22 protein-coding genes and 1 tRNA gene are annotated in these 24863 nt (G+C 33.8%); 3 read left to right on the top strand and 20 right to left on the bottom strand.

Features of this window, described 5'->3' with window-relative positions:
- Window positions 1-14: 14 nt before the first annotated feature.
- The 13 genes from AD60_RS05720 to AD60_RS05660 form a co-directional block, all read right to left on the bottom strand.
- A complete protein-coding gene (locus AD60_RS05720; protein WP_103876706.1) occupies window positions 15-2102 on the bottom strand; it encodes a hypothetical protein in 2088 nt (695 codons plus the stop codon).
- Window positions 2103-2324: 222 nt separating this feature from the next.
- Entirely contained in the window at window positions 2325-4205 is a 1881-nt protein-coding gene (gene htpG, locus AD60_RS05715; RefSeq protein ID WP_103876705.1) for a molecular chaperone HtpG, read from the bottom strand.
- A 229-nt stretch (window positions 4206-4434) separates the two neighbouring features.
- A complete protein-coding gene (locus AD60_RS05710; RefSeq protein WP_103876704.1) occupies window positions 4435-5229 on the bottom strand; it encodes an OAM dimerization domain-containing protein in 795 nt (264 codons plus the stop codon).
- Window positions 5226-6782, bottom strand: coding sequence for a lysine 5,6-aminomutase subunit alpha (locus tag AD60_RS05705; RefSeq protein ID WP_103876703.1), 1557 nt, complete (start codon window positions 6780-6782; stop codon window positions 5226-5228). The genes AD60_RS05710 and AD60_RS05705 overlap by 4 nt, the downstream gene beginning before the upstream one ends.
- Window positions 6779-8122, bottom strand: a complete 1344-nt coding sequence (locus AD60_RS05700) for a DNA mismatch repair protein MutS (protein ID WP_103876702.1) — start codon at window positions 8120-8122, stop codon at window positions 6779-6781. The genes AD60_RS05705 and AD60_RS05700 overlap by 4 nt, the downstream gene beginning before the upstream one ends.
- Window positions 8110-9084, bottom strand: coding sequence for a hypothetical protein (locus tag AD60_RS05695; protein ID WP_103876701.1), 975 nt, complete (start codon window positions 9082-9084; stop codon window positions 8110-8112). The genes AD60_RS05700 and AD60_RS05695 overlap by 13 nt, the downstream gene beginning before the upstream one ends.
- 23 nt (window positions 9085-9107) lie before the next feature.
- Complete coding sequence (locus tag AD60_RS05690; protein ID WP_103876700.1) at window positions 9108-9515, bottom strand: MaoC family dehydratase; 408 nt, start codon at window positions 9513-9515, stop codon at window positions 9108-9110.
- The gene (gene ablA / locus AD60_RS05685; RefSeq protein WP_103876699.1) at window positions 9478-10800 is read right to left on the bottom strand and encodes a lysine 2,3-aminomutase; all 1323 of its coding nucleotides are present in this window, start codon (window positions 10798-10800) and stop codon (window positions 9478-9480) included. Before ablA ends, AD60_RS05690 begins: the two co-directional genes overlap by 38 nt.
- Window positions 10801-10813: 13 nt before the next feature.
- Window positions 10814-11848 carry an L-erythro-3,5-diaminohexanoate dehydrogenase gene (locus AD60_RS05680; protein WP_103876698.1) on the bottom strand — a complete coding sequence of 345 codons (1035 nt, stop codon included), beginning with the start codon at window positions 11846-11848 and terminating at the stop codon, window positions 10814-10816.
- Window positions 11845-12666 (bottom strand): 3-keto-5-aminohexanoate cleavage protein, encoded by an 822-nt coding sequence (locus AD60_RS05675; RefSeq protein WP_103876697.1) that lies wholly within the window; start codon window positions 12664-12666, stop codon window positions 11845-11847. Before AD60_RS05675 ends, AD60_RS05680 begins: the two co-directional genes overlap by 4 nt.
- 4 nt (window positions 12667-12670) lie before the next feature.
- Window positions 12671-13054, bottom strand: a complete 384-nt coding sequence (locus tag AD60_RS05670; RefSeq protein WP_103876696.1) for a hotdog domain-containing protein — start codon at window positions 13052-13054, stop codon at window positions 12671-12673.
- Between the two features lie 85 nt (window positions 13055-13139).
- Window positions 13140-13790 (bottom strand): 3-oxoacid CoA-transferase subunit B, encoded by a 651-nt coding sequence (locus AD60_RS05665; protein ID WP_103876695.1) that lies wholly within the window; start codon window positions 13788-13790, stop codon window positions 13140-13142.
- On the bottom strand, window positions 13787-14443 hold the full coding sequence (locus tag AD60_RS05660; protein ID WP_103876694.1) for a CoA transferase subunit A: 657 nt from the start codon (window positions 14441-14443) through the stop codon (window positions 13787-13789). Before AD60_RS05660 ends, AD60_RS05665 begins: the two co-directional genes overlap by 4 nt.
- Window positions 14444-14713: 270 nt before the next feature.
- Here AD60_RS05660 and AD60_RS05655 point away from each other — a divergent pair, with 270 nt between their 5' ends.
- The 3 genes from AD60_RS05655 (at window position 14714) to AD60_RS05645 (ending at window position 18118) form a co-directional block, all read left to right on the top strand.
- Window positions 14714-17314, top strand: coding sequence for an FtsX-like permease family protein (locus tag AD60_RS05655; RefSeq protein ID WP_103876693.1), 2601 nt, complete (start codon window positions 14714-14716; stop codon window positions 17312-17314).
- Complete coding sequence (locus AD60_RS05650) at window positions 17314-18009, top strand: ABC transporter ATP-binding protein (protein ID WP_103876692.1); 696 nt, start codon at window positions 17314-17316, stop codon at window positions 18007-18009. The genes AD60_RS05655 and AD60_RS05650 overlap by 1 nt, the downstream gene beginning before the upstream one ends.
- Window positions 18010-18043: 34 nt before the next feature.
- Window positions 18044-18118, top strand: a tRNA-Ala gene (locus AD60_RS05645).
- Window positions 18119-18170: 52 nt separating this feature from the next.
- Here AD60_RS05645 and AD60_RS05640 read toward each other — a convergent pair.
- From AD60_RS05640 to mazG, 7 genes are read right to left on the bottom strand one after another with little or no spacing between them, the layout of a single operon-like run.
- The gene (locus tag AD60_RS05640; protein WP_103876691.1) at window positions 18171-19460 is read right to left on the bottom strand and encodes an ABC transporter substrate-binding protein; all 1290 of its coding nucleotides are present in this window, start codon (window positions 19458-19460) and stop codon (window positions 18171-18173) included.
- Window positions 19461-19473: 13 nt separating this feature from the next.
- Window positions 19474-20055: a dephospho-CoA kinase gene (coaE, locus tag AD60_RS05635; protein WP_103876690.1), complete on the bottom strand. Its 582-nt coding sequence runs from the start codon at window positions 20053-20055 to the stop codon at window positions 19474-19476.
- 2 nt (window positions 20056-20057) lie between these two features.
- Window positions 20058-21431: a glucose-6-phosphate isomerase gene (locus tag AD60_RS05630; RefSeq protein ID WP_103876689.1), complete on the bottom strand. Its 1374-nt coding sequence runs from the start codon at window positions 21429-21431 to the stop codon at window positions 20058-20060.
- Window positions 21432-21465: 34 nt separating this feature from the next.
- A complete protein-coding gene (locus AD60_RS05625) occupies window positions 21466-21987 on the bottom strand; it encodes an adenine phosphoribosyltransferase (protein ID WP_103876688.1) in 522 nt (173 codons plus the stop codon).
- 3 nt (window positions 21988-21990) lie between these two features.
- Window positions 21991-22977 (bottom strand): UDP-glucose 4-epimerase GalE, encoded by a 987-nt coding sequence (gene galE / locus AD60_RS05620; RefSeq protein WP_103876687.1) that lies wholly within the window; start codon window positions 22975-22977, stop codon window positions 21991-21993.
- A gap of 16 nt (window positions 22978-22993) precedes the next feature.
- A complete protein-coding gene (locus tag AD60_RS05615) occupies window positions 22994-24076 on the bottom strand; it encodes a DUF933 domain-containing protein (protein ID WP_103876686.1) in 1083 nt (360 codons plus the stop codon).
- Window positions 24077-24083: 7 nt separating this feature from the next.
- The gene (mazG, locus tag AD60_RS05610) at window positions 24084-24851 is read right to left on the bottom strand and encodes a nucleoside triphosphate pyrophosphohydrolase (RefSeq protein ID WP_103876760.1); all 768 of its coding nucleotides are present in this window, start codon (window positions 24849-24851) and stop codon (window positions 24084-24086) included.
- Window positions 24852-24863: the final 12 nt, after the last annotated feature.

The raw sequence follows: 24863 nt of genomic DNA, 5'->3' as shown, positions 1-24863 counted from the left end.
AAGAGACAGATGTTTCAGAAATAATTCTCAATTTCAGGTTTATTAGATACTTCAACATGTATGAGAATAACTAAATCATATACATTTTCTGTTTTTTCATAAGAAGTGAATAATTTCCCTATCACTGGTATTTCTTTAAAAATAGGAATACCGGTTTCGTTTTCAATAATGCTGGTGAAATTCAGTCCACCTAATTTTATAAAACCACCATTGGGTATGATGAATTTACTTCTCATGTTTCTCTCATCAACTATGTTTTTGTCTTCGTTTTTTAATTCGCTTATACTTATATCTAATTCAGTGTTGACCAGTTTTGTAATATTGTCGTATTCACCACTTACTTCCATTATAAAACCTGATTCAATTTTTGATATTATCTTGCCTTCCTCATCGAATACAGGAACCGATAAGACAGATTTTATTGATGCTTGTTCACCTTCATTAACATATATTACAGGTTTTGATATTAATGAAGCTCTATCTTTGCTACCATTTATTATACCATCAAATTGTAAAGTTAATAAGTAAAGTTCTTCTACAGTGAATCTATCCACATTTTGTCCTGAGAAAACAAAAATCTCGTATTTTAATAATTTTTTCTGTTCATAAAATCTAAGGGTATTGGGCCCTATATTTTCGTACCAGATGTCTTGCGATACCAGATAAGGCTGTAATGATGACATATCTAAATTAAAGTCATTGATGAATACCTTTTTATCGTTTTCAAAATCTGATATAACATTTATAGATTGAGCTTTCGCTAACAAAGAAATTAACTCTTTTAACGATATTTCAACATGACTCTCTTTATAAGGAAATGAATTCAGAATATTTTTCACAAAGCTTGTTTTGGATTCTTCGTATTCTAGCATATACAGAACATAATCTTCCTGTTCTGTAATTTTCGAAAATCGGATATTCTCTTTGATTAATAGTTTGTCGAAAATCGAGCTATTTTTAACAGGAATGGTAACGGGTTCTTTGTTAATTATGGGTTGAGACTTTTTAGGAATAATTTGAGGTTGAACAAGTTCGTTTATTTTTTCGACTATTTTTATGGATTCGCTACTTCCTATTAAAAAGAAATTTTGTTCATCTAACTTGTAAATCTTTATAGGTAAAATTTCATCTAAAAATGTCATGTCATAACTGGATTTTAAAACAATATAACTTTCATCATCGTAATTTTCTTTCTTTTCAATAGGTGTGGATGGTTCGCTAATTTGTTGTGATTTTATTGGTAAATCATTATCTTTTGTTTCTGGAATTTCGTTTAAATAATTTATCAGTTCTTTAATTTGATCTTTTTCATCTTCTCTAGCAAGGACTGCATAATAATTATCCTCAAAAAAGGCTACTTTACAATCAAAGATTTTTTCTAAACGGGTAAGGTCATATTTTGATTCAAAGAAAAGCAAATATTCTTGGTTTCTATCTAAAGAATCTTCTTTTGAAGTTGTTACCACAGAATGGGTTGAGGAAATCTCTTCAGATATGTTTTCACTTTCAATGAATAAAGGCAAGTCATTTTCAAAGGCAGAGGCTTGTTTGCCTATCAATACGGTATGTTCATCGTAAAAGATTGTGTTTAAGGAATAAACTTCATTCAGCATTCTTAAAAAATGTTCTATGTGTATTTCATTAGAAGTTATGGAGAAAAAAGTGTTTGGTAATTCTTCCGTTTTTATCCAATTCCAACCAATGTAAGCAAACAACATATCTATAGCGTCACCTAACTTTATTTTTTCAAAGTTTATCTGCTGAAAAATGTATGGTTTATATCCAAAAAAGATTATCCTATCATTTTTTATTTCTAAATTGGTCATTGGATAAAGAAATTTGATTGTAACTACATTTTTTGAAGAAGAGAGTTCTTTTACAGGTCCTTTATTAATTTTGTAATTTGCTTGCTCAAAAATTTCCCCCTCGAAAGAAATTTTGTAAATAGTCTTTGAATCGTTTGGATAAATTTCGAACTTACTTTGTGATTCAAAAAATATGATATTGGCGTTGTTGGATGGATCATAATCTATGGAAAAACCAAAGAGAAATGAAGGTAATATTAAAAGAATGAAAAAAATAGTATTCTTCTTTTGTGGCATGAATTCCCCCTTAAAGTTCGGTAAAAAGTATAAGTTTATTTTTTAATTATACCATATGTTTATAAAAATTCATTTAGGGCGCATTGTAGAAAAAATAGAAACATTGTCAATTTCATAAACCTTTTAAGATTAAAATTGGATTTGAATGCGGGGGAAAAGATAGAAGAGTTCATGAAAATTAGCGACAATTGTTAATTAAAAAAGTGCCCATGATGGGCGCCTTTAATTTTTTGATTTTATCATTAGTTTTGTGATCAGTTTTGCAAATGTAGTTTTATCTTCGATTTCTAATCCTTCAAGTAACAGAGATTGGTTGTAAAGTAGTTCCGCGAAATCTTTAATTTCTTCTGAGCTGGGATCTCTTTGGTATATCTCTGCTAATATTTTAAATACTTGATGATCAGGATTTAACTCTAAGATCTTTTCAGCTTCAAACGGAAGTTGCTCTAAATTTTTTAAAGTTTTTTCCATGCTTAAGGAGATCGCTTCATTGGCACTTACTATACATGCAGGGGATTCCTTCAATTTATCAGTTAATCTAACATCTTTTACTTTGTTTTTAAGATACTCTTTTATTTTTTGGAGTAAGTCTTTATTTTCTTCTTCTTTTTCTTTAAAATTCTCATCTATTTTTACATTTGAACTGCTGATCGATTTGAATTCTTTCCCTTCGAAGTCATGCATCAATTTTATAAGAAATTCGTCTATTTCATCTATTAAATACAAAACCTCATAACCTTTTTCTTTGAAAGATTCCATTTGAGGTAGGTTTTCAATAATATCTTTGCTTTCTCCTACTGCGTAATATATATAATTACCTTGATCTTCTTTCATTTTAGAAATGTATTCTTTAAGGGTTACCATAGTTTTATCAGACGTAGAACTTACAAATAAAAGTAGATCCTGAACTTTTTCTTTTTCCTGTATATTTTGGTATAATCCTGCTTTTATAACCTTTCCAAATTCACTCCAAAATTCCACGTACTTTTCTCTTTCGTTTTCAAGTTTTGATTTTAAAGTATCTAATATCTTTCTTTCAATATTTTTTCTTATTACTTTAAGTTGTTTGTTTTTCTGGAGTATTTCTCTTGAGATATTCAAAGAGAAGTCGGGAGAGTCCACCAATCCTTTAACGAAACCCAAATAATCGGGGAGAACTTCTTCACAGTTTTCCATTATAAAAACGTTCTTTGAATAGAGGTTTAGACCCCTTTTGTAATCTTTACTGAAAAAGGTAAAGGGCAACTTAGAAGGAATATAAAGCAAAGCTGTAAATTCAACCGTTGTTCCTTCAGCTTTGAAATGAATAACATCGAAAGGATCGTTCCAATCGTAAAAATGTTCTTTGTAGAACTCGTTGTATTCATTTTGAGATATTTCTTCTTTGTTTTTGTTCCATAATGGGACCATTGAATTGAGTGTTTTATCGGTTACTTTCCTTTTACCAGCTTCTAATTCTTCTTCCCATTTCATTTTTATGGGGTATTTTATATAGTTAGAGTGTTTTTTGACTAATTCTTGAATTTTGTATTGATCCAAATAATTTTCATCCTCATCTAGATCATCTTTCAATATTAGGGTAATCTTAGTTCCTCTATTGACTTTTTCACATTCTTCAATTGAATAAGTTCCTATTCCATCGGACTCCCATTTTACACCTTTATCTTGATCCCATTTTTTTGTTTCTACAATAACTTTTTTAGCAACCATGAATGCAGAATAAAACCCAACGCCAAATTGACCTATTAGGTTTATTATAGTGTTTTCAGACTGAGCAAGTTTTAGTTGTTGAAGAAAGTTTTTTGTGCCTGATTTCGCAATAGTTCCCAAGTTTTCGATTACTTCTTCATAAGACATTCCGATACCGTTATCTTCAACTATCAAAGAGTTGTTATCTTTGTCTATATCGATTCTTATTTGCAGGTCGGTATCATTTTGTAGAACGCTAGGGTCTTTTAAAGATAAGAATCTAATTTTATCAAGCGCGTCTGATGCGTTAGAAATCAACTCTCTTAAGAATATGTCTTTGTGGGTGTAAATGGAGTTTATTATTAAATTGAGTAATTGTTTTGTTTCTGCTTGAAATTCTTTTACTTCTGGCATTTTGTATCTTTCCCTCCTATTTTTTTAAGCCGTACCGTCTTTAGACACTCTAAAGTTTGATATATAGTACTTTCCACCGAGAGTTCTAAAGAGAGCCGCACAGCAAACTGCTAAAAGAATTATATCGAATGTTGTTGAATTTTAATTTTCTGTTTTTTTATTATTTTTTATAAAAGGCAGAAACGATTATTCCTTTATTAGATATCATCAACTATAGATGAATAAGTTATTATTTGTTTTCCTGCAATCTTTGAAATAATTCTTGGGCTATGTAAGACGCAACGTCTTCGGGATAGGTGTTTGGTCCAAATCCTGCATCAAAACCTATTTCTTTGGCTAATTGATGAGTTATTCGGGAACCTCCTACTATAAGAATCACTTTGTGCCTGATTCCTTCAGCTTCCAATAATTCTACTAATTCTGTAAGGTTTTTTACATGTATATTTTTTTGAGTGACAGTTTGAGAGACGAGTAAGGCATCGGCTTGAAATTCTATTGCTTTGGCAACAAAAAGCTCATTAATAACTTGACTTCCCATGTTCAAGGTTTCAAACATTTCGTATCTTTCTAAACCATAATGTCCCGCATATCCTTTACGGTTCATTATTGCATCTATACCCACAGTATGCGCATCTGTTCCCGTTGAAGCTCCTATTACCTTTACTTTCCTACATATATACTTTCTAATGTATTCGTCTATTTCTTCCATCGACATTGTTTTAGTTTTTATGTGGGGGACTTGAATTTTTGTATAATCAATAGTATGTGTGCAGCTTCCATAACAGATGAAAAAAGTAAAATCCTTGGTCAGCTCTTTGTGATAAACAACCATTGGTTCTATTAAACCCATTTTCATCAGTAATTGTTTTGCAGATTCTATCGCTTCTGTTCCATCTGGAACCGGTAGTGTGAAGCTTAATTGTACTTTTCCATCGTTCATTGAGTCTCCATAGGGCTTTATTGTCTTTAAGTTTAGAGTATTATCATAATCTTTTTTTTCTGTTGAGTATGATCCTCCGCTCATCTTTGTTTTCCCTCCAACATTTTTGTTATAAAAGGATTAAAGTAGTGTTTCCCTTTTTCAAATACACCTTCCAGACCTTTTCCACCATCAATGGGTCTTTTAATGCTCGCAAAGGTTCCCTTAGAAAGAGAAACGAACAGTCCATCTTCATTCATTTTTTCCAACAGTGCAATGGATTCGTCTAGTACTTGCTGCGCTCTTTTGTGTATGATACCACCCTTCTTGAATTCGATTTCATCGGCAATGTCTCTTAGATTGTTGAATATGTATTTTGCGTTTTCTATTGAGAGATATCTATCGGACATAAAAGGGGTATGAATAGCCTCTGTGAGCATGCCTAACAATTGTATTCCTTGTTCAGTCATGATTGAAACTACGTTGAACATCGCATTTTGTATATGCCCTTTGAAAATGTTACCTGTCATGTGTTTGGTTGGTGGCATGTACTTTAAGGGGGATTTTGGAAAAATTTCCCTTGCCATTTGAGCTTGGGCTAACTCGTATAAAAAACCATTCTTCATATCCGGATCCATTTCAAATGCATGGCCTAATCCCATCTGCTCTTCAGGTATTCCAGCTATTAATGCTAACTGTTCGTTTATGAATTGAGAGGTTAAGACTGTGTGGGCTTCTTCATATGCGTCGGCAGTTGTTAAGTAGTTATCTTCTCCAGTGTTTATTATAATTTCAGCAAAACCGTTAATGACTCTTGAAAAGTATTGATCTATTATCGTTCTTTTCATGTTGATGTCTCTGAATAAGATACCGTATAAAGCGTCATTTAGCATAACATCTAATCGTTCCATCGCCCCCATAGCTGCAATCTCGGGCATGCATAATCCTGATGCATAATTCACGAGTCTTATGTATCTACCTATCTCTTCCCCAACTTCATCTAAAGCCTTTCTCATTATTTTAAAGTTTTCTTGTGTGGCAAAAGTACCCCCAAATCCTTCCGTAGTAGGACCGTATGGGACGAAATCTAACAGACTTTGACCTGTGGATCTAATTACTGCAATTATGTCTGCTCCTTGTCTTGCTGCAGCTTGAGCTTGGATGACGTCTTCATATATATTCCCTGTCGCTACAATGACGTATAAGTATGGTTGAGGACCTTCACCTAATTTTTCTAAATAAGTTTTTCTTTTTCTTTTGTTTTTTTGTATCAAATTAATCATTGAATCAACATACGGGTCCAATGCCTTTTGAATTTGGGTGTCGGTGTTTATTTTGATCTTTGATAAATCTAATTCTTCAATCGATATTTTTTCTGCTATCTCTTGAGGTGTTAATCCCGTTTCTATTAAAGCGTTACCAATTAAGTATGCAGCTCCTTCGTTCAGTAAGCCTATTTCTTTTATATGTTCTACAACCCTGTTGGGTAAGGGTACATCATTTTTATCGACACCATCTATACCTAGTAATCTGCATATCGCTCTTTCGGTTGAAACAGTGGATCTTCCCTCAACATATTCTTGAACATCCAAGGCGATATTTTTAGCCAAGTTTCGGGCATGTTCAATTTTATTTGGGTCCAAATTTAATTTGTTCACATTTGCTCCTCCTTTTTCAATTCTTCAATCATTTTTATTAGTTCTTTATCAATATTGAGTATTTTTGCAATTGTTAATGCTTCTTCTGGGACTTTTCCTTTATTGTCTATTATTAAAGAATAATCCATTAATTCTGTGATGTTTGTTGGAGAAATATACATTTTCTGTCGGGATTTTTTGATTCCTTTAATTCTAAATTTTTTTATATTTTGTTCTGCAACGTCGTTGAAATGGGTTGTAATTACAGATATAGAATGGTAATTGTTGAGAATTTTAATGATAGCTTTTACAATTAATCTTCCTTCATGAGGGTTTGTGTTTCTTGCTATTTCATCAAGTAATATCAATACACAATCATCTTGCTTAATGTACGTTAATATCTCATTTAATTTTAAAATCTCTGCTGCATATGAAGATAAACCACTTAAGATTGATTGATAATCCCCTGAAACTAAAAATATTTTAGCCACTGGCTTGATCTTTGCTTGCTTTGCGGGAACGTAGAACCCATATTGAAAAAGATGTTGGGATAAAGCCAAAGATCTTAATATTACTGTTTTCCCTGTCATATTTGCCCCGGTTATTAAAGTTACTCCTTTATCTAATTTTATATTTATAGGTTGATATATTTGGTTCTTTTTTTCTAATCGTTCTTTAATGAGGGGGTTGAATAATCCCTCATATTCTATACTGCTAGAAAGTTCTGGTTTTGAAAGCGTGAGGTTAATTGCTAGTTCTGCTTTAGCCAATATGAAATCTAATTCCTCAACATCTTTTAAGGCTTGTTCCAATTCTAACAAGTATTCTTTCAATTTTAGAGAAAGGGTATATCTTATTTTTTCTTCTATTTCCATTTCTCTTTGGTATAATAATTTTTTTTCTTCTTGAGGGGCTTTTTTTCTTTTTCTTCTAAGCGTTGCAAGTTCAAAAGAGTATGAATTGTAAATGTAAAATGTTGGAAGTTTATTCCCTTCTGGGTCCAGAACGGCTATCACATTTTCCAAAGAGGGTAGTTTTAAAAAAGAAAGATTGACTAATTTCCTTATTTCTTCATAGTATATGGAAAAATATTTTATTTCAAATAGTTCTATATCATCCAAAACATTGCAGTTTTTCAGTTTTCCTATAGTGTGGTTAATGTCTTTTATATATTTGAGGTTGGATTTAATTTTGCTTAGTGATTTCTTTCCCTTTTTAATTGCCATTATTGCTTCCTCAATTTTATCTAGTTCTTGTTTTATTTGGATAGGGTTGGTATAAAATTCTAAATTTTTTATTTTTTTAATCCCTAAGGGAGTAACAACATCTAACTTTTGAATAATATATTCTAAATCATCCACGATTTGCTTTCCCTCACATTTATTATTGGTATGTTTATTACTTCTTTCAGTCTATTTATAATTTCATCTGAGTCCATAGTATATCCATATGGAGAGATAGGATTAATAGTTATAGCCAATAATTTTGTACTGTGAAGTACCTTTATTTTTCCGCCTTTTTGTATGAATTTATAATAAGTTTCCGGTTTTACAAATATCTTAGTGAAGTCGTTTATTATTAATTCTATTTCGTTTAAATTTTTTTCCTTACATAGATAATTCAAAAAACTTTCCCCTAAAGCACCACATATATAAAACTTTTTCCCGTAATCAAGAATCGGCTTGTCAGATTCTTCAAAAGAGAGTAGCGATTTTATGGGTAATTTAATAGTGCTTTCACCTAGTGCATATATTCCGCCTGTAAGATTTTCCAATTCACTGTTATTTTCTCTTTCTAATTGAATCAAATCTGTGACAAATTTGGTTTTTTTGACAAGTTCATCGGTGTTTAGACTTACAGCTGCTCCTGTTGCAAGTATCATAGCATCCGTTATGACTGGGGAAGCAGGAGCTAGTCTCGATAAAGCACCATCTATTAAGACGATCTGTGCTCCTAATTTTAACATTTTGTCTATGAGAGTTTTTATGTCTTTGCTCTTTTGAGGGCCGGCCAATATTACCTCGCCTTTTTCAAGTGCATTGGATACCACTATTCTTCCTAAAGGAGTTCTTAAATCATCGTCAACGGATAAGATTTCAGAATGAAATCTTTTTAGTTTGTAATATTTTTCAGCGGTGGCAAAGATTGTTCTTTTTACAATTTCTATGTGAGGTTTTGGCATAGAGGTTAATTGATCTATTGGTTCGCCATCTAAGCCTATAGAAGTAATTCCAACTCTTTTATTGATTGTCTTTAATAAATAATTTATCGTTTCTGTTTTTCCAGTATTTTTTTCAAGTCCAACAATAGAGACACTATTCAAATTTATAACTCCCCTTGCAATACTCAGCTTTTGAATAACACCAAAGCTTCACCATCTATTCCCAAAGATCCATCCTCTTTTATAATTTGTGTTATAAGTATTAATCTGGATTTTTCCTCTATTTTGTCCTTTACAGTTATTCTAACCGTTATTTTTTCACCTATGTATATGGGTTTTAAGAATTTTACCTCTTGCTTAATATATATAGTTCCTGGACCCGGAAATTCCATACCAAGAATCGACGATACTATGCTCAAACTCAACATTCCATGAACTATTCTTTTTTTGAATAAGGTGTGAGATGCGAATTCTTCGTCTAAATGAACAGGGTTTTTATCCCCTGTTATTTCTGCAAAAGATTCTACCATCTGGGAGGTTATTTTTCTTTCAGCTTCATAAACTTGATTGATTTTTATCTCTTCGTATTTCATTTTTACCCCCTAGTTCGCCATATTTTTTGCGCATTTTCACTCTTTCATGTCTTTCTAATAGATCAGGTTCCAAGCTTAATTTTTCTTTATCATCAAACAGTCTTGCCACCCCAAACCACTGATATTTTTCTCTATAAATTAAATCATCGACGTCAGTGGTTGTATCTTTGGGTTCGTGATAGGTTGATATTACGCCTTCATAATTTCTTAAGATCACAGTATCCTTGTTTTGAGATATCAAATAAGTTGGCATTATTCTGATCTTCCCCCCACCTCCGGGAGCATCTACGACGAATGAGGGAATGGCAAATCCAGATGTGTGACCAATAAGGGATTCCATAATCTCTATACCTTTTGATACCGATGTTCTGAAATGTTCTATACCTTGCGATAAATCACATTGGTATAGGTAGTACGGTCTCACCTTTATTTTCACCAATTCATGGACTAATTCCATCATAATGTATTTGCTGTCGTTCACTCCCCTAAGTAAGACTGTTTGGTTTCCAAGTGGGATCCCAGCATCAGCCAGTTTTCGGCAAGCTTCAGCAGATTCCGGGGTTATTTCTTTTGGATGATTGAACTGGGTGTTGAGCCATAGAGGGTGGTACTTTTTGAGTACATTAACTAAATTATCGGTAATTAGCTGAGGAAATACCACCGGAACTCTCGTCCCTATTCTTACTACTTCCACATGTGGTATTTTTTTCAGCTCACTAAGTATATATTCTAGAATAGATATTCCAGCCATTAAGGCATCTCCACCGGATAAAAGTACGTCTCTAACTTGAGGGGTATCTCGTATGTATTGAAGTGAGGCATCGATTTCATTTCTTTTTCTGTTGGCGTCTAACTGACCGGCGAACCTTCTTCTGGTGCAATGTCTGCAGTACATCGCACACATATCGGTTATCAAGAACAAAACTCTATCAGGATATCTATGGGTAAGCCCGGGTGCAGGCGAATCTGCATCTTCATGGAGTGGATCTATTTGGTCCCATGGTCCCTTTATCAGTTCTTTTGAGCTGGGTACCGCTTGTCTCCTAATCGGACATTTTGCGTTATCAGGATCCATTAGAGTAGCAAAATATGGGGTAATAGCCATTCTCATAGTTTTTAAAGTGTTTTTAATACCTTCTTCCTCTTCAGGGGTTAAGTTGATTATCTGCCTTAATTTTTCAACATCTGTAATTCTGTTTCTAAGTTGCCAATGCCAATCTTTCCATTCTTCTTCCGTCACATCTTTCCATAAGGGTATATCCTTGTAATTTCTAGGGATATTCATAAATGACCCCTCCTCATGCATATAATTTCTCAAACAAATTTCTTATTTCACTCGACTCTCTCAATATTTGAAGGGTTAAATCCGCGTGTCCCTTTGTGTAACCATTTCCTATAATCATAGTTAAATCCTTTCCAACTCCTTCGGCTCCCAAGGCGGCTTTGGTAAAAGATGTTGCCATAGAGAAAAAATAGACAATACCACTATCTTTCGTTATTAAAATCGATGACATTTCGGTATTAGGGACATTCACGTTGTTAATCGTTACATCACAAAGTTTTCCATTGTTTTTTTCTAATACTTTTTGGTATACTTCAAGTGGTTTTGTTGCATCTGCAATTATTAATTCATCTGCTAAGTTCAACTCTTTTATCCTTTTTGCATTTTCCACAGAATGTTCGGCAACTATAACTTTCCCTTTTTCTCTAGTATTTTTCATTGCTTGATAAGAGCATAGTATTCCTGATTTTCCTCCACCACCAATGATGCAGACTGTGTCACCTTTTTTAACTAATTTAGAAGTTTGAGCAGGAGCTCCCGCAACATCTAAAGCCGATAAGGCTAATTTTTCTGGGATATCTGTTGGTAAAATAGCATAAATTGCGCTTTCAAATAATATGGCTTTACCTTGTATATCTACCTGCTCATTTTCCAAATTTATTTTTTTTATTTTGTTAATTTTTAGAGGTGTGCCTGATAGAGAAACAAGGGTGGCAATTTTGTCTCCAACTTTTAAATCTTTGTGTGGAAATTCCGAACCAATTTTTTCTACTATCCCAATAAGCATTCCCCCAGAACCAGTAACGGGGTTCTGCATCTTTCCTTTATCGTTTACTATTTCTATAATACGTTCTTTTACTTTCTCAGCATCATTTTTACATGATTCTTTTATCTGTGTAAAACTGGCTGAATCAATATTCAATGTTAGTACATCTATTAATATCTCATTTGAATATATTTCTGTTGAGTTATCTATTTTGTTTGCGGCTTGAGGTAACAATCCTTTTGGTTCGATAACTCTATGAGAACCGAACGGGCAACCTTTTTTCATTCTTCACCTCCAATGTTTAATATTTTTCGGGCTTCTTCAGGTCTAGCAACTTCTCTTCCTAATTCTAAAGATATTTTGGCTATTCTTTCAACTAATTGGGCATTAGATTTCGCAAGTTCTCCTTTTTTAAAGTATATGTTATCTTCGAACCCTACCCTAACATGTCCGCCCATCAATATGGCATGAACAGCAAGCGATAGTTCATACTTCCCTATTCCAGCTACCGTCCATGTGCTCTTTTGTGGGATATGACTTACAAGATATAGAAGGTCATCGATTTCGCCAGGTATAGCTCCTGGAACACCCATTACAAAATCAAAGTGAATTGGTCTGCCTAATAAACCCATTTTTTCTAGCTTTAGAGCGTTATTTATATGCCCCCTTTCAAATATCTCTATCTCTGGCTTGATTTTTCTCCGTTTCATCTCAAGAGCAAATTTTTCGATGTATTCCTCAGTGTTTAAAAAAATATCTTTTCCGAAGTTTGTTGTTCCAGCTGATAGAGTAGCCATCTCTGGGTTTAGTTCTAAGGGTTGCCTTCTTTCTTCAAAAGTGTGGTAAACAGATCCACCGGTAGATGGTTGAAAGATGATATTACATCTATTTTCTATCTTCTCTTTAATCTCTTTGTATACATCTAAAGATTGTGTTGGATTGCCTTTTTGATCTCTTGCATGGACATGAACAATAGAAGCACCAGCTAAATAACAATCGTAAGCTGCTTGAGCTATTTCTTCAGGAGATATTGGCAAGGCAGGTTGTTGCTCTTTAGTTACTTCGGCTCCAGTTAAGGCTGCAGTGATAATTAGCTTTTCCATTTTTTCACTTCCTTTTTTTACCTTTTGGTACTACACATGTACCGCTCGCCTTACAAACTATTATGGGTTGTTCAAGGTAATTTGCAGCAGAGTCACTTATATCCGCTCTCTTTGTTATAACCTTCCTGGCTTCAAAGCTCATAGTTCTAGAGGTATTTCCAACCTTTATTATCTCTCCTTCTGCTTCAATATAATCTCCTGCATAAACAGGAGAGATAAATTCAACATAATCGTATGCTTTAAATAAACCCTCATCACCATCATGTTTTATGAGCAACTCTGTTGCAACGTCTCCAAATAATTGTAGGATTTTTGCCCCGTCCACTAAGTTGCCTCCATAATGAGCGTCTTGTGAACTCATTCTTACGCGTATAATCGCTTTTTCCATTTATTGTCCCTCCTTAGAAATATCGAATAATAAAGGTTTCAAGATTGTTTTTATCCAAGGTTAAGATTATCATAAAAAAGGATAGTTAGAGTTCCATAAGTTTTAAGTCATTTGGAACTATCAGTTCAGCATCGGTTATTTCTTTTAAATTTTCCAATGTAATGTCAGGGGAAATTTCTTTTAATAATAACCCATTATCGGTTGGCTCAATGACAGAAAACTCTGTTACTATAAGGTCGACTCTTCTAATCGAGGTTAAAGGTAAAGAACACTTTTTAATTATTTTCGGGGTACCTTTTGAGGTGTGTGTCATTGCTATTATAACTTTTTTTGCACCGGTAACTAAGTCCATTGCTCCACCCATGCCAGCGATAACTTTTCCAGGGACTATCCAGTTCGCTAAGTGTCCTTCTTGATCAACTTGAAAAGCTCCAAGAACGGTTACATCTACATGACCACCTCTAATTAACGCAAAAGAAAAAGCAGAATCAAATGTCATTGCACCGGGGATTATATCCACATATTTTCCACCTGCGTTGATTAAGTTGGAGTTAGAAATTTCTTCAGGAATCTCGGAAGCTATTCCAAGAATACCGTTTTCTCCTTGGAAAAATATTTGAGCATCTTTAGACACAAAGTTAGATACCAAAGTGGGCAAGCCAATTCCTAAGTTGACGATATTTCCTGGTTTCAGTTCTTTTGCGACCCTCTTGGCGATCCTTTCTTTTTCATTCATCGTTTTTCACCCCTTATAACAACGTAATCTACTATGGCACCTGGAATGTGAACTTCATCAGGATGTATACTACCTGTTGGAACAAGTTCATCTACTTCGGCAATAACGATATCACAAGCTAAGGACATAACAGGATTAAAGTTTCTTGCGGTGAATGAACAATGTAAATTTCCAAGATGATCAGCCTTGTTGAATTTAACAAGAGCCACTTTTCCTCTAAGAGCTTTTTCGAGAATATATTTTTCCCCATCTATTTCAATGAGTTGTTTGCTTTCTTCCCTTATAGTTCCTATCCCTGTTGGCGTTAATATGCCTCCAAGACCAGCACCCCCAGCTCTAATTTGTTCTATTAATGTGCCTTGAGGGACAAACTCAACTTCCAACTCGTTTTCCATGTATTGTCTTTGAGTTTCTTTGTTTGTTCCAATATGTGAGGTTATAACTTTTTTTACGAGTTTGCTAGCTATTAATCTACCAACCCCTTTGTCTTCAAAAGAGGTATCGTTGCATATAACTGTCAGATTACTTTTCCTTTTGTTTATTAGTTCGTCTATCAAAGTTTCTGGTGTTCCAACGCCCAAAAATCCTCCTATCATTAAGGTAGTTCCATCGGGAATAAACGAAATTGCTTGTTCTGGACCTACTATTTTCAACTTACTCACCTCTTTTATAATGCTTTTGTAATGTTTTTATAAAAAATAACTTAACTTTTTTATACATGTAATATTTTACCCCTTTTTTTATTCTTTTGTATGTCACGCATTAGATAATATTAAATGTCCGTGAAAAACTTTGCTACGTTCACAAACTCATTTTATTATGTAATCAATTTTGATATATTTTTTGTTAAACCTTAGTATTTTTGAAAGTAATTTGATAAAATAACACTATACAGCGAATAATGCGTTTTGGGAGATGGTTTAGTGTTTTTTTGGAAATTTGCCCTTCGTAATTTTTTAAAGAGATGGCAAGTAAGTATTTTGTTAGTATTGGGGACTATCATTCCTTCTTTATTAACTGTTTCTTCTCTTTCCCTTAATGATTCGATAGTTTCCTATAGAAAAACTCAAGTGGAAGTTAATTTTGGTCAAGCAGATGCCTTTATTGTTAATAACAGGACATCATTTTTTCTCTCTTTTCCTTTGTCACAAATGATTTTAGACGATATAAAAAGCAATCCCCAAATAAAGAATATTCTACCGGTTTCAGAAAGTTTGGGAAGAATAGAGCATAATGGACGTTTTTTAGAAGTTCTGGTTGTTGCGGTTAAAGAAGAATGTCTTTCAAACTTTGTGGGTCAAAATATTGATTTAAGCCCCGGTAAAGTAGTTATATCTAAAGAGATAGCAAAAGAATTTGGACTTAACGAAGGAGAAACCATTACAATTCATATGCCTGGAGGTTCAAAGAATTTAGAGATTAACTATGTTGGTGAGAAGGGTTTTTTGAATTATCGAGGAGAGATGGCGCAATATCCAGGATCGGTTTTTGTTAATGTATCAGATTTCAAAGGCAATACAGTTTTTCCTTCAAAAGCTTATGTAGATTTTGTTGAATCTGAAAATGTAGATATTTCTAATATTTCCCTTCCTTCAAATTTGGAGATTAATAATATAAAAGAAGATTTTTTAAATTCCCCAGTAAATGAAATTCTGGGATATATTGTTTTTGCCTTTAGTTCTTTTTCAATATTGGCTGGTTTAATATTAGTTATAGTTTTCGGGAATAATTTTGCAAACGAGCAAGAAAAAACGGTAGGTATTTTAAGGATTTTAGGTTTTAAAAGGTATAAGATCTTATTTCTTTTCTTTATGGAAGCCCTGTTGTATTTTGGGATATCTTCTATAATAGGAGTCCTTTTGGGGGCGAAATTCGGAGCTGTCCTGTTAAATCAACTTGGTGAAATTGTATCAGGTCTAACTTTCGAAACTTTGGGAAGTTTCACAACCGTTCCTTATGAATTAAGTGTTAGAACAATAATATTTGGTTTTTTAATAGGTATTATTATACCCTTGGTTATTTTTATGATTAAAGGGTTACATATTTCCAACAATTTTCCCGTAGAATCCTTGAAAAAGGATGTGGAGGCATATGTTCCTCATGGTATTAACGGGTGGTTTTCCATTCTTTTTATTATATCAGGTTTTCTGCTGATTTCATTTGCAAATGAGTTTGAAATCCCAGGATTAATACTAATTTCCTTGGGTTTAGTATTTGTATTCAAAAATCCTCTATTTAATGTTGGGTTATCCATTTTTCTTATGATACTTAGTAAAACATATTTTGGTCTCTCTTCAGGAGTATTAACTTTTAATTTTATTTTTCAAAGATCTTTTTTATTCGGTTTCATCGTCGTTCTTTTTTTTACTTCTATAATTCCAATTTTAAGAAGGTTTTCTAAGGTGTTTTCCTCAAAGAAGAGTGTTCCTTTTCTTTTGGGATTTTCGTATGTAGAGAGATTCCCCGTGAGAGTTTTAATGCTTTCTTTGATGTTTGGTATAATTATTTTTGGTTTGATTGTTATTTCTTCCATACCAGCGAATTTGGTTAGGTTTGTTGACACTTCTATGAAAGAAGGATTATTTGGATACAATTTTCTGGTTGTATCAAATCCTATAAAAAACTTGTTTTTTTCTGATGATATAGCGGTTTATGAAGGAATAGAAAAGCCCACTAAGGTTCAAGTTGCCATGATCAACTCACAGATTATAGCTTTTGTAGACAATACTTTTCTTGAATCGGCGATAATTCCATCGGAATCAGTAACAGTTTGGAGAGAGGAACTAAAGAGTAAAAATACCGTTCTTTATGGAAAATTTAGTGATGAAGAAAAAGTCCCAGAGTACGTCAGGGGCAAACTTTCTTCTATTACGCCCTTAGGTGGAGCATCTAACGTTTCTTATGATGTTGTGGGTTTTTTTAACTTAAAAGATATTACAATTCCTGTAAAATATGTTACAAATATAATTTCTAAACCTAATAGTGTGAAAAGTATCGATATACTTTTAGGAAATGTGCCTAAAGAAAATATAGATGAAATTAAACAGAAATATATGTCAACTTTTGATTTCCCCATTTTTATAGAGGAGGAATTACAAAACATTTATAATGGAGTCGATGGTATAATTTCCCTTGCAACGGGGATGCTTTATCTTGGATTGATTAGTGGATTTTCAGGACTGGCGCTGTACTCTGTAAGGTCATGTATAATTCGCCAAAGAATAATCGGGACTCTAAGGGCTATTGGTTCAAGCTCACAAGATATAACTAAGGGGCTTCTCATTGAAAATTTCAGCATTGTTTCCGTAGGAGCTTTCATCGGTCTTGTTGGAGGTTACCTAGTCGCAAAGGATATCGTTTTCGCCATCTTTCATCTTTTAGGAAATGTTGATTTTTATTTTCCTTTGTTGAATGTAGTAGGAATAGTTGGAATGGTGTATTTAATCACTTTTCTAACCTTGATGATACCTTCGTTTTTAATAACTAAAATCACACCAGCAGATAGTTTGAGGGAGATAGGATAATGGAAGTTGAGAATAAAAATAGTGCTTTGATAAAAGCGATCGAATTGTACAAAGTGTACAACGATAAAAGAGTAAAAGTAGAGGCTTTAAAGAACATTACCTTAACGATTAAAAAAGGTGAATTTATTGGTATATTAGGACCTTCAGGTTCAGGTAAAACGACCTTGCTTAATTGCCTTTCTGCAATAGATAATCCTACAAGCGGCGAGATATACTTTAAAGGGGTTCCATTCCAAAATTTGAAAGAAGAAGAACGGACTTCCTTCAGAGCCAAAAACATGGGCTTTGTGTTTCAATTTTTTAATCTAATTCCGGTTTTAACGGTTTTAGAAAATGTCCAAATGCCTTTGTTAATCTTAGGAGAAAAGAATAAAACCTCAAAAGAAAAGGCTTACGAAGTTTTAAAAAAAGTTAAGCTTGACAATAAAGTAGAAAGATTCCCTTATGAGCTATCAGGTGGAGAGCAACAAAGAGTTGCAATTGCAAGGGCTATAATACATTCGCCAGAGGTTATATGGGCTGACGAGCCAACTGGAAATCTTGACAGTGAAAATGGTGAAATAATAATAAACCTTTTGGAGGAAATAAGAAAAGAAAAGGGAACAACGCTTGTGGTAGTTACCCATGATTCGAATATTGCAAAAAGAGCTGATAGAATTATTCAAATTAGAGATGGAATTATACAAGAAGTTTAATTCTTTGATGAATTTTGATATAATATAAAAAGAAGGGGTTGTAGCGCAGCGGGAGCGCGTTGCCTTCGCAAGGCAAAGGTCGTGGGTTCGAATCCCATCAACTCCACCAAAATGAAACCCCAGGTTCTGATTCTACCTGGGGTTTTGATGATTATTATTTATTATTCAGCGTATTCACCTGTCTCCTTTAATCCTGTTTCTAAAGTATTCACAATAGCATCGTATGTCTCGTCTACTGTGGCCATATCATTTAGGAAGTTAGCAAATACTGTGCTGATGTCACCTCTTATATTGTTCCATGCTGCAGGTTTTGGATCTGGGATAGCGGTTTCTAATTCTTTAAGTGCAATAGTTGGTTTATCATCTCTTGCCGTATGAGCTTTCCACTGTGGAACTTCTTCAACATCTCTTCTTATTGGAACATATCCGGTATTTATTGACCAATATGCAACGTTAATGGGGTCCATCAAAAATTTAAGGAATCTCCATGCTGCGTCTTTTTGCTCTTGGCTTACCCAATTAAACATTATCAAATCTGTTCCAGCTATAGGTGAGCGAGGGACACCATCTACAGAAGGCAATGGAGCCCAAGCAACCCCGTGTTTCCCTCTGGAAGATTTTTCGGCATAAGTTAAGCCTGCAACAGTTGCCATGTAAGCAGCGATTTCTCCTGAGCCGAACTGGGGATCCAAATATGCGTTTTGGAACAGGGCGTATCCAGAATCTTTCAGGTTCTTTATGTATCTTAAAACTTCTTTTGTTTCTTCTTCAGGTAAAACAATCTTGTATTTACCGTCACCAACGTATTCTAAGAATGTTACGTTATGTGCATATAAAAATATCTGAAAATCGTCGATAAAGTTTCTCGCACCTAATCCATATTGATCTGTTTCTCCATCCATATCCAAATCCATTGTTAAAAGTTCACTTACTTCAAACAACTCATTCATAGTTTTGGGGGGGTTAACTCCAAATAGATCAAAGAGATCAGGGTTATAATAATAAACATAAACAGATTTGTTGAATGGGATTCCGTATACAGTGTCTCCCCAAGTAACTATATCCTTTAGAACAGGGAATATCTGATTATCCCAAGCATCCTTAAACGCGGAATCATTTTCAATATATCCGTTAAGTGGTTCCACTACACCAGAAAAAAGGTACATTGCCGTCCAGTTTGCGTAAGCTTGGGATAAAGTCGGAAGGTCTGTAGTACTTCCTTGGGAGTAAGCGGTGATTGTAGAAAGTAACTTTTGGTTTAAAGCGCTGTAGTTCCCTACATAGATAGCTGAGACGTGAACATCTGGGTTTTCCCTATTAAAGGTATCGACTAAGGAGTTCAACGTCTCTCCCAGTTGCCCACCCATCGCGTGCCAAAACTCAATTTCGACTTGAGAAAAAGCAAAAGAAACAAGTAAAATTGTAAAAAGAATGGTAACAACTTTCTTCACTCCAAACACCTCCTCATAAGTTTTGGATAATTTTTTCTATTTCTTTGTACAATTGATCAAAATTACCAGCGTTCCATATTTTAAAATCATAATGTTTATAGTCTTTGTAATCTTGTGATTCAACGATATTTTTTGATCTCTCCAAGGGGATACCGCGATTTTCTGACAGCCTTTTAATACGTAATTCTTCTGGGGCATCTACGTAGATAATTTTATCACATAATTTGTCCACTCCTATTTTGAAAAGCAAAGCTGCATCTACAATTATTATATCATTTTTATTTGAAATTTTTCTCACTATTTGTTCAGTTTTTTTAAGAATTTCTGGGTGGACAATCTGATTCAATAATTCTAACTTTTCTTTATTTGAAAAAACTATTTCTCCAAGTTTGGATCTTGAAATATTGTTATTATCGTCAAATATTTCGTCTCCAAAGTTTTCTTTTAATTTCTCTTTAATAAAAAGATAGGTTAAGACCTCGTGTCCTAACCTATCCACATCGATTATGGATGCCTTATTTTTGTATATTGTTTTTATTATCTTTGATACAGTGCTTTTTCCAGATCCTGCAGGGCCTGTAATTCCTATTACCATTTTTACATCGTTACCTGTTTTTTGCTTTTAAGTTTGTTTTCTACCTCGATGTTGAAATCTTCGTATCCTTTCCTTCCCATCATAGCATAAGTAACCTTTTTACCTAATTCGACACCGGGTTGGTCATAGGGGTTTATCTCTAATAGACTTCCCATCACTGCTGTTTGAAATTCATATGCGAATATGAATTGTCCCACATTGAAGGGATTGATCTGAGGGAAAATAACTTTGAGATTTGGTCTATTGTTTTCTGTCAAAGCGTATTCCGTACCAGCTAGTTCTGTATTCAAAAGGGCTGAAAGATTTTTACCTCCCAGATAAGATAGCTCAGGAAGATCACAGTGTATGTTAGGGATTTTTATGTTTCGTTCGAAATTTTCTAATTGTATGAAAGTGATTACCTTATCGTAAGGCCCTTCGTTATATAGTTGAACTTGGGAATGTTGGTCTGTTGTACCTAATGCTTTTATTGGAGTTTGACCAACGTTCACGACTTCACCTTTTAAATTGTATTTTTTCCCAATGCTTTCTGCCCATAATTGTCTGTACCAATCAGCTAGTAGATATAATTTGTTTGAGTATGACATCATTACAGAAATATTGTAACCTTTCTGGTAATAAAGATAATGGACTAGGGCATTAAAAGCAGAGGGATTTTCCCAAATGTTTGGATTAATAACCCTTTGATGCATTTCCTTGGCACCGTTATATAGATCAATTATATCTATTCCGCTTGCCAAAGCTGATAAAAGACCAACAGGGGTCAAAACACTGAACCTGCCACCAATTGAAGGGGGTATATCTAGGGTTTTTATTCCTTCTTCTTCAGCTATTTTTTTCAATATACCTTTTTCTGGGTCGGTGGTGAATAGAAAATGTTCTTTTGGGTCTAATCCAAATCCTTCTACTATTCCTCTTGCAACCAAATAATTTGCCATGGCTTCGGCTGTTGTACCGGATTTTGATATAACATTGAACAAAGTAGTCTTTGGATCGATTTGATCTAATACGGACGCTATGAAATCAGGGTCAACATTATCGAGAATGAAGATTTTAGGAGTTTTTCTTATTTCTTTAGATAAAACATTATAATTCAATGGATTGAGCGCTGTTTGCAGTGCTTGATTTCCTAATGCTGAACCGCCTATTCCTAAAACTACTACACTTTCAAAACTTTGTACCCACGTTTTTAAATCCAAAACTCTATCTATGTAAACCCTTGTGAAAGGTAGACTCAAAAAGCCAGGATTTTTTTGTTTTATCATTTCCACAATATCTTGAATTCTATTGGCGTGTTGGTTTATTTCTTCCTCCGTTAATCCATTTTCTATATTGGGATGAATAACATTTGAGAAATCAAATTTTATTCCATTCATCTTTTTTCCCCCTTCTTACAATTAAATTATACTTTCAATAATATATCAAGCTAGCAATTTCCAAATCTTTTAGATTTTCTCTTGGGTTTAGATAGGTTAGTTCGGCAAGACAAACAACTCCAACGGTTTCTCCTCCAGCTCTTTCTATTAATTCTTTTATGGCTTTTGTAGTACCTCCCGAGGCTAACACATCATCAACAACTATGACTTTTTCACCTTTTTCAATCGCGTCAACATGCATTTCCAGGGATGTTTGACCATATTCCAATTCGTAAGAGATCGAATAAGTTTGGTAAGGTAGTTTTCCTGGTTTTCTGATGGGAACGAATTCTTTATCCATGATATAAGCTAAAGGTGTGGCAAATATAAACCCCCTTGACTCAGGGGATACAATACAATCAAAATCCCAATCTTTTATCAATTCGACGATTTTGTTAAGTGAATATTTAAATACTTCAGGATTTTTCAAAAGTGGGGTAATGTCTCTAAATATAACGCCTTTTTCTGGAAAATCTGGTATGTCTCTTATCCATTTTTTTATCTCTACTGTCTCCATATGTTATCCTCCTAATCCTTTTTTATCTTTATTTCTATGCCAATTCCAAGCGTCGGATATTATCTTTTCTAATTCCTTGTGTTGAGGGTGCCAGTTTAGGATCTCCTTTGCTTTTTTTGAGGAAGCTATTAAAACAGCAGGATCGCCAGGTCTTCTTTCTACTACTTGGTAATTTATTTTTTTTGAAGTTACTTTTTCGGATGCTTTAATAACCTCTAAAACGGAAAATCCTTGCCCGTTACCTAAATTAAATACGTCAGATTTTTCGTTTTCCTTCATCCATTTCATAGCTAAAATGTGGGCCTCTATCAAATCCATAACATGGATATAGTCTCTAATGGGTGTTCCGTCCTTGGTTGGATAATCATCTCCATAAACGTACAGCTTGCCTCTTTTTCCTAAAGCTGTTTCCAGAACTAATGGGATCAAGTGAGTTTCCGGTTCGTGAGCTTCACCTATACTGCCATCAAAATATGCCCCGGCAGCATTGAAATATCTTAAAGCTACATACCTTATAATATCAAGTTTAGAATACCAATTTAGTATTTCTTCAACCATTAATTTTGATTGACCATAGATGTTTGTGGGATTCTTAGTTTGATCTTCAGTGATGGGGACTATTTTAGGTTCTCCATAAACAGCAGCGGTAGAAGAAAAAACTATGTACCTACTTTTGTGTTTTTGCATACTGTTCAGAAGGTTCAATGTCCCACATATATTGTTTTTAAAATATTTATAAGGTTCTTTCATTGATTCACCAACCAATGAAAAAGCTGCGAAATGATATACTTCATCTATTTTGTAATTTTCAAATACATAATCAATATCTTTTTCGTTTCTAAGATCTCCTTCAACGACTTGTACATCTTTGACAGCCCACTTATGACCTTTTTCAAAATTATCAAAAACTACTACTTCTTTATTTTGATCTTGCAACCTTTTGACCAAATGAGAACCTATGTACCCAGCTCCTCCTGTGACAAGTATCATTAGGTCACCCCTCTAATCAAGCATTAGCTCTAATGTTTAATATTTCTCCATCTTCTAATACTTCATCTTTACCAGCCAATCTCCAAAGTCCTTGTTCTTTTACTTTTTCTTCGCTTCCGTATTTAATTAAATTCTCGTATTTCATAACCTCTGCGCGAATGAAATTCTTTTCAAAATCAGAATGTATTTTCCCCGCAGCTTCCTTCATTGTACTGCCTTTTTTTACGGTCCATGCTCTTACCTCGTCTTTTCCGACGGTGAAAAAGGAAATTAGTCCAACATGATTATACACAATTTTTGCTAATCTTTCAACACCAGGTTCTTTAATTGATAAATCTTCCAGAAATAATCTTTTTTCTTCTTCATTCTCAAGCTCGTTTATTTCTACTTCTATTTTTCCGTCTATCTCAATATACGCAAAATTCTGTTTTTTACATTCTTCAATTATCTGTTCCTTATATTCATAGCTATCTTTTGTAAATTGGTCATCATCGACGTTGACACAGACGATGATGGGTTTTAAAGTGAATAAAGCTAAAGAGCCAACTAATTTTTTATCCTCTTCACTCAATTCCATCTTTGAAACAAAAACCTCATCCTCCAAAACTTCTTTTATTTTCAACAAAATTTTTTCTTCGTTTTCTTCTGTTACTGAGAATTTTGTCTTTTTCTTTTGCGTTTCAAGCCTTTCTAATCGATTCTCTACAATTTCTAAATCTCTGAAAATTAGTTCTGTTTTTAAAATTTCTAGTTGTTTTATTGGATTATCAGCATTTTCAGGCCAAGGTACCGAGGGGTTTTTAAACGATCTTATAACCAAAAGCAAAGCATCAACATTTTGTATCATCTGAAAAATTCTCGTTTTTTCTTTTGGATCCCCTTTGTGGTCGTAACTTGGAATATCGATAAAATCTAAACTAGCAAAGATAATCTTTTTAGGCTTGTATAAACGTGCGAGAGAATTAACTCTTTCGTCTTTGATAATAGCCGTTCTTTTGATAGCCTCTCTTTTATAACTATCCTCTATTTTATAGTCGGTTAAAAGGGAAAAAATAGTAGTTTTACCCGTTAATGGAAGGCCAAATATGCCTATTTCCACCTAATTTTCACCTCTTTTCCTCTTTTTTAATGAATTCCCAATATTTGTCTAACTCATCTAAATTTAAAGCTTCAAATTCTTTTCCATCTTTTTCAATTGCTTTTTCCATCTGGTTGAAGCGTTCTATAAACTTCTCACTCGCCTTTCTTAAAGATACTTCCGGATCTATCTTTAAAAAACGAGCCAAGTTAACCAGTGCAAATAATAAATCCCCAAACTCTTCTTCTAATTCTGCTTGGGTTTTTGCTTCATTAAGTTCTTCCACTTCTTCTTTTACTTTATCGAGCACGTCTTTCACTTCTAACCAGTCAAACCCCACCGCAGCAGCGTTTTCTTGAATTCTTCTTGCCAGTGACAGTGCTGGTAAGGCTTTGTTAAGTTTACCGATTCTACTAAAGTTCTTCTCTCCATTCTCTTTTGCTTTTATTTCCTCCCATCTGGCATAAGAGTATACTTTTTCATCTCCAAAAACATGCGGATGTCTTCTGACTAACTTTTCGATCAGTTCATTTATCACTTCAATAGTAAAAAACTCATTGTTTTCTTCAGCAATAGTGGAATGAAAAACAACTTGGAGTAATATATCTCCTAACTCTTCTTTTATTTTTGTTATATCTTGTTCGTCAATAGAATCAACCAATTCATAAGCTTCTTCAATTATATAGGGTTTCAAACTATCATGTGTTTGGGCTTTGTCCCAATCGCAACCTTTTGGTCCTCTCAATCTTTTCATTACTTTCATAAGCTCTTCAAATTTTTCGCCTAATTCCAAAATAATTCCTCCTGT

It is taken from the genome of Petrotoga sp. SL27, assembly GCF_002924605.1.
GTDB lineage: Bacteria > Thermotogota > Thermotogae > Petrotogales > Petrotogaceae > Petrotoga > Petrotoga sibirica.
This window is presented reverse-complemented; position numbering and strand designations above follow the sequence as displayed.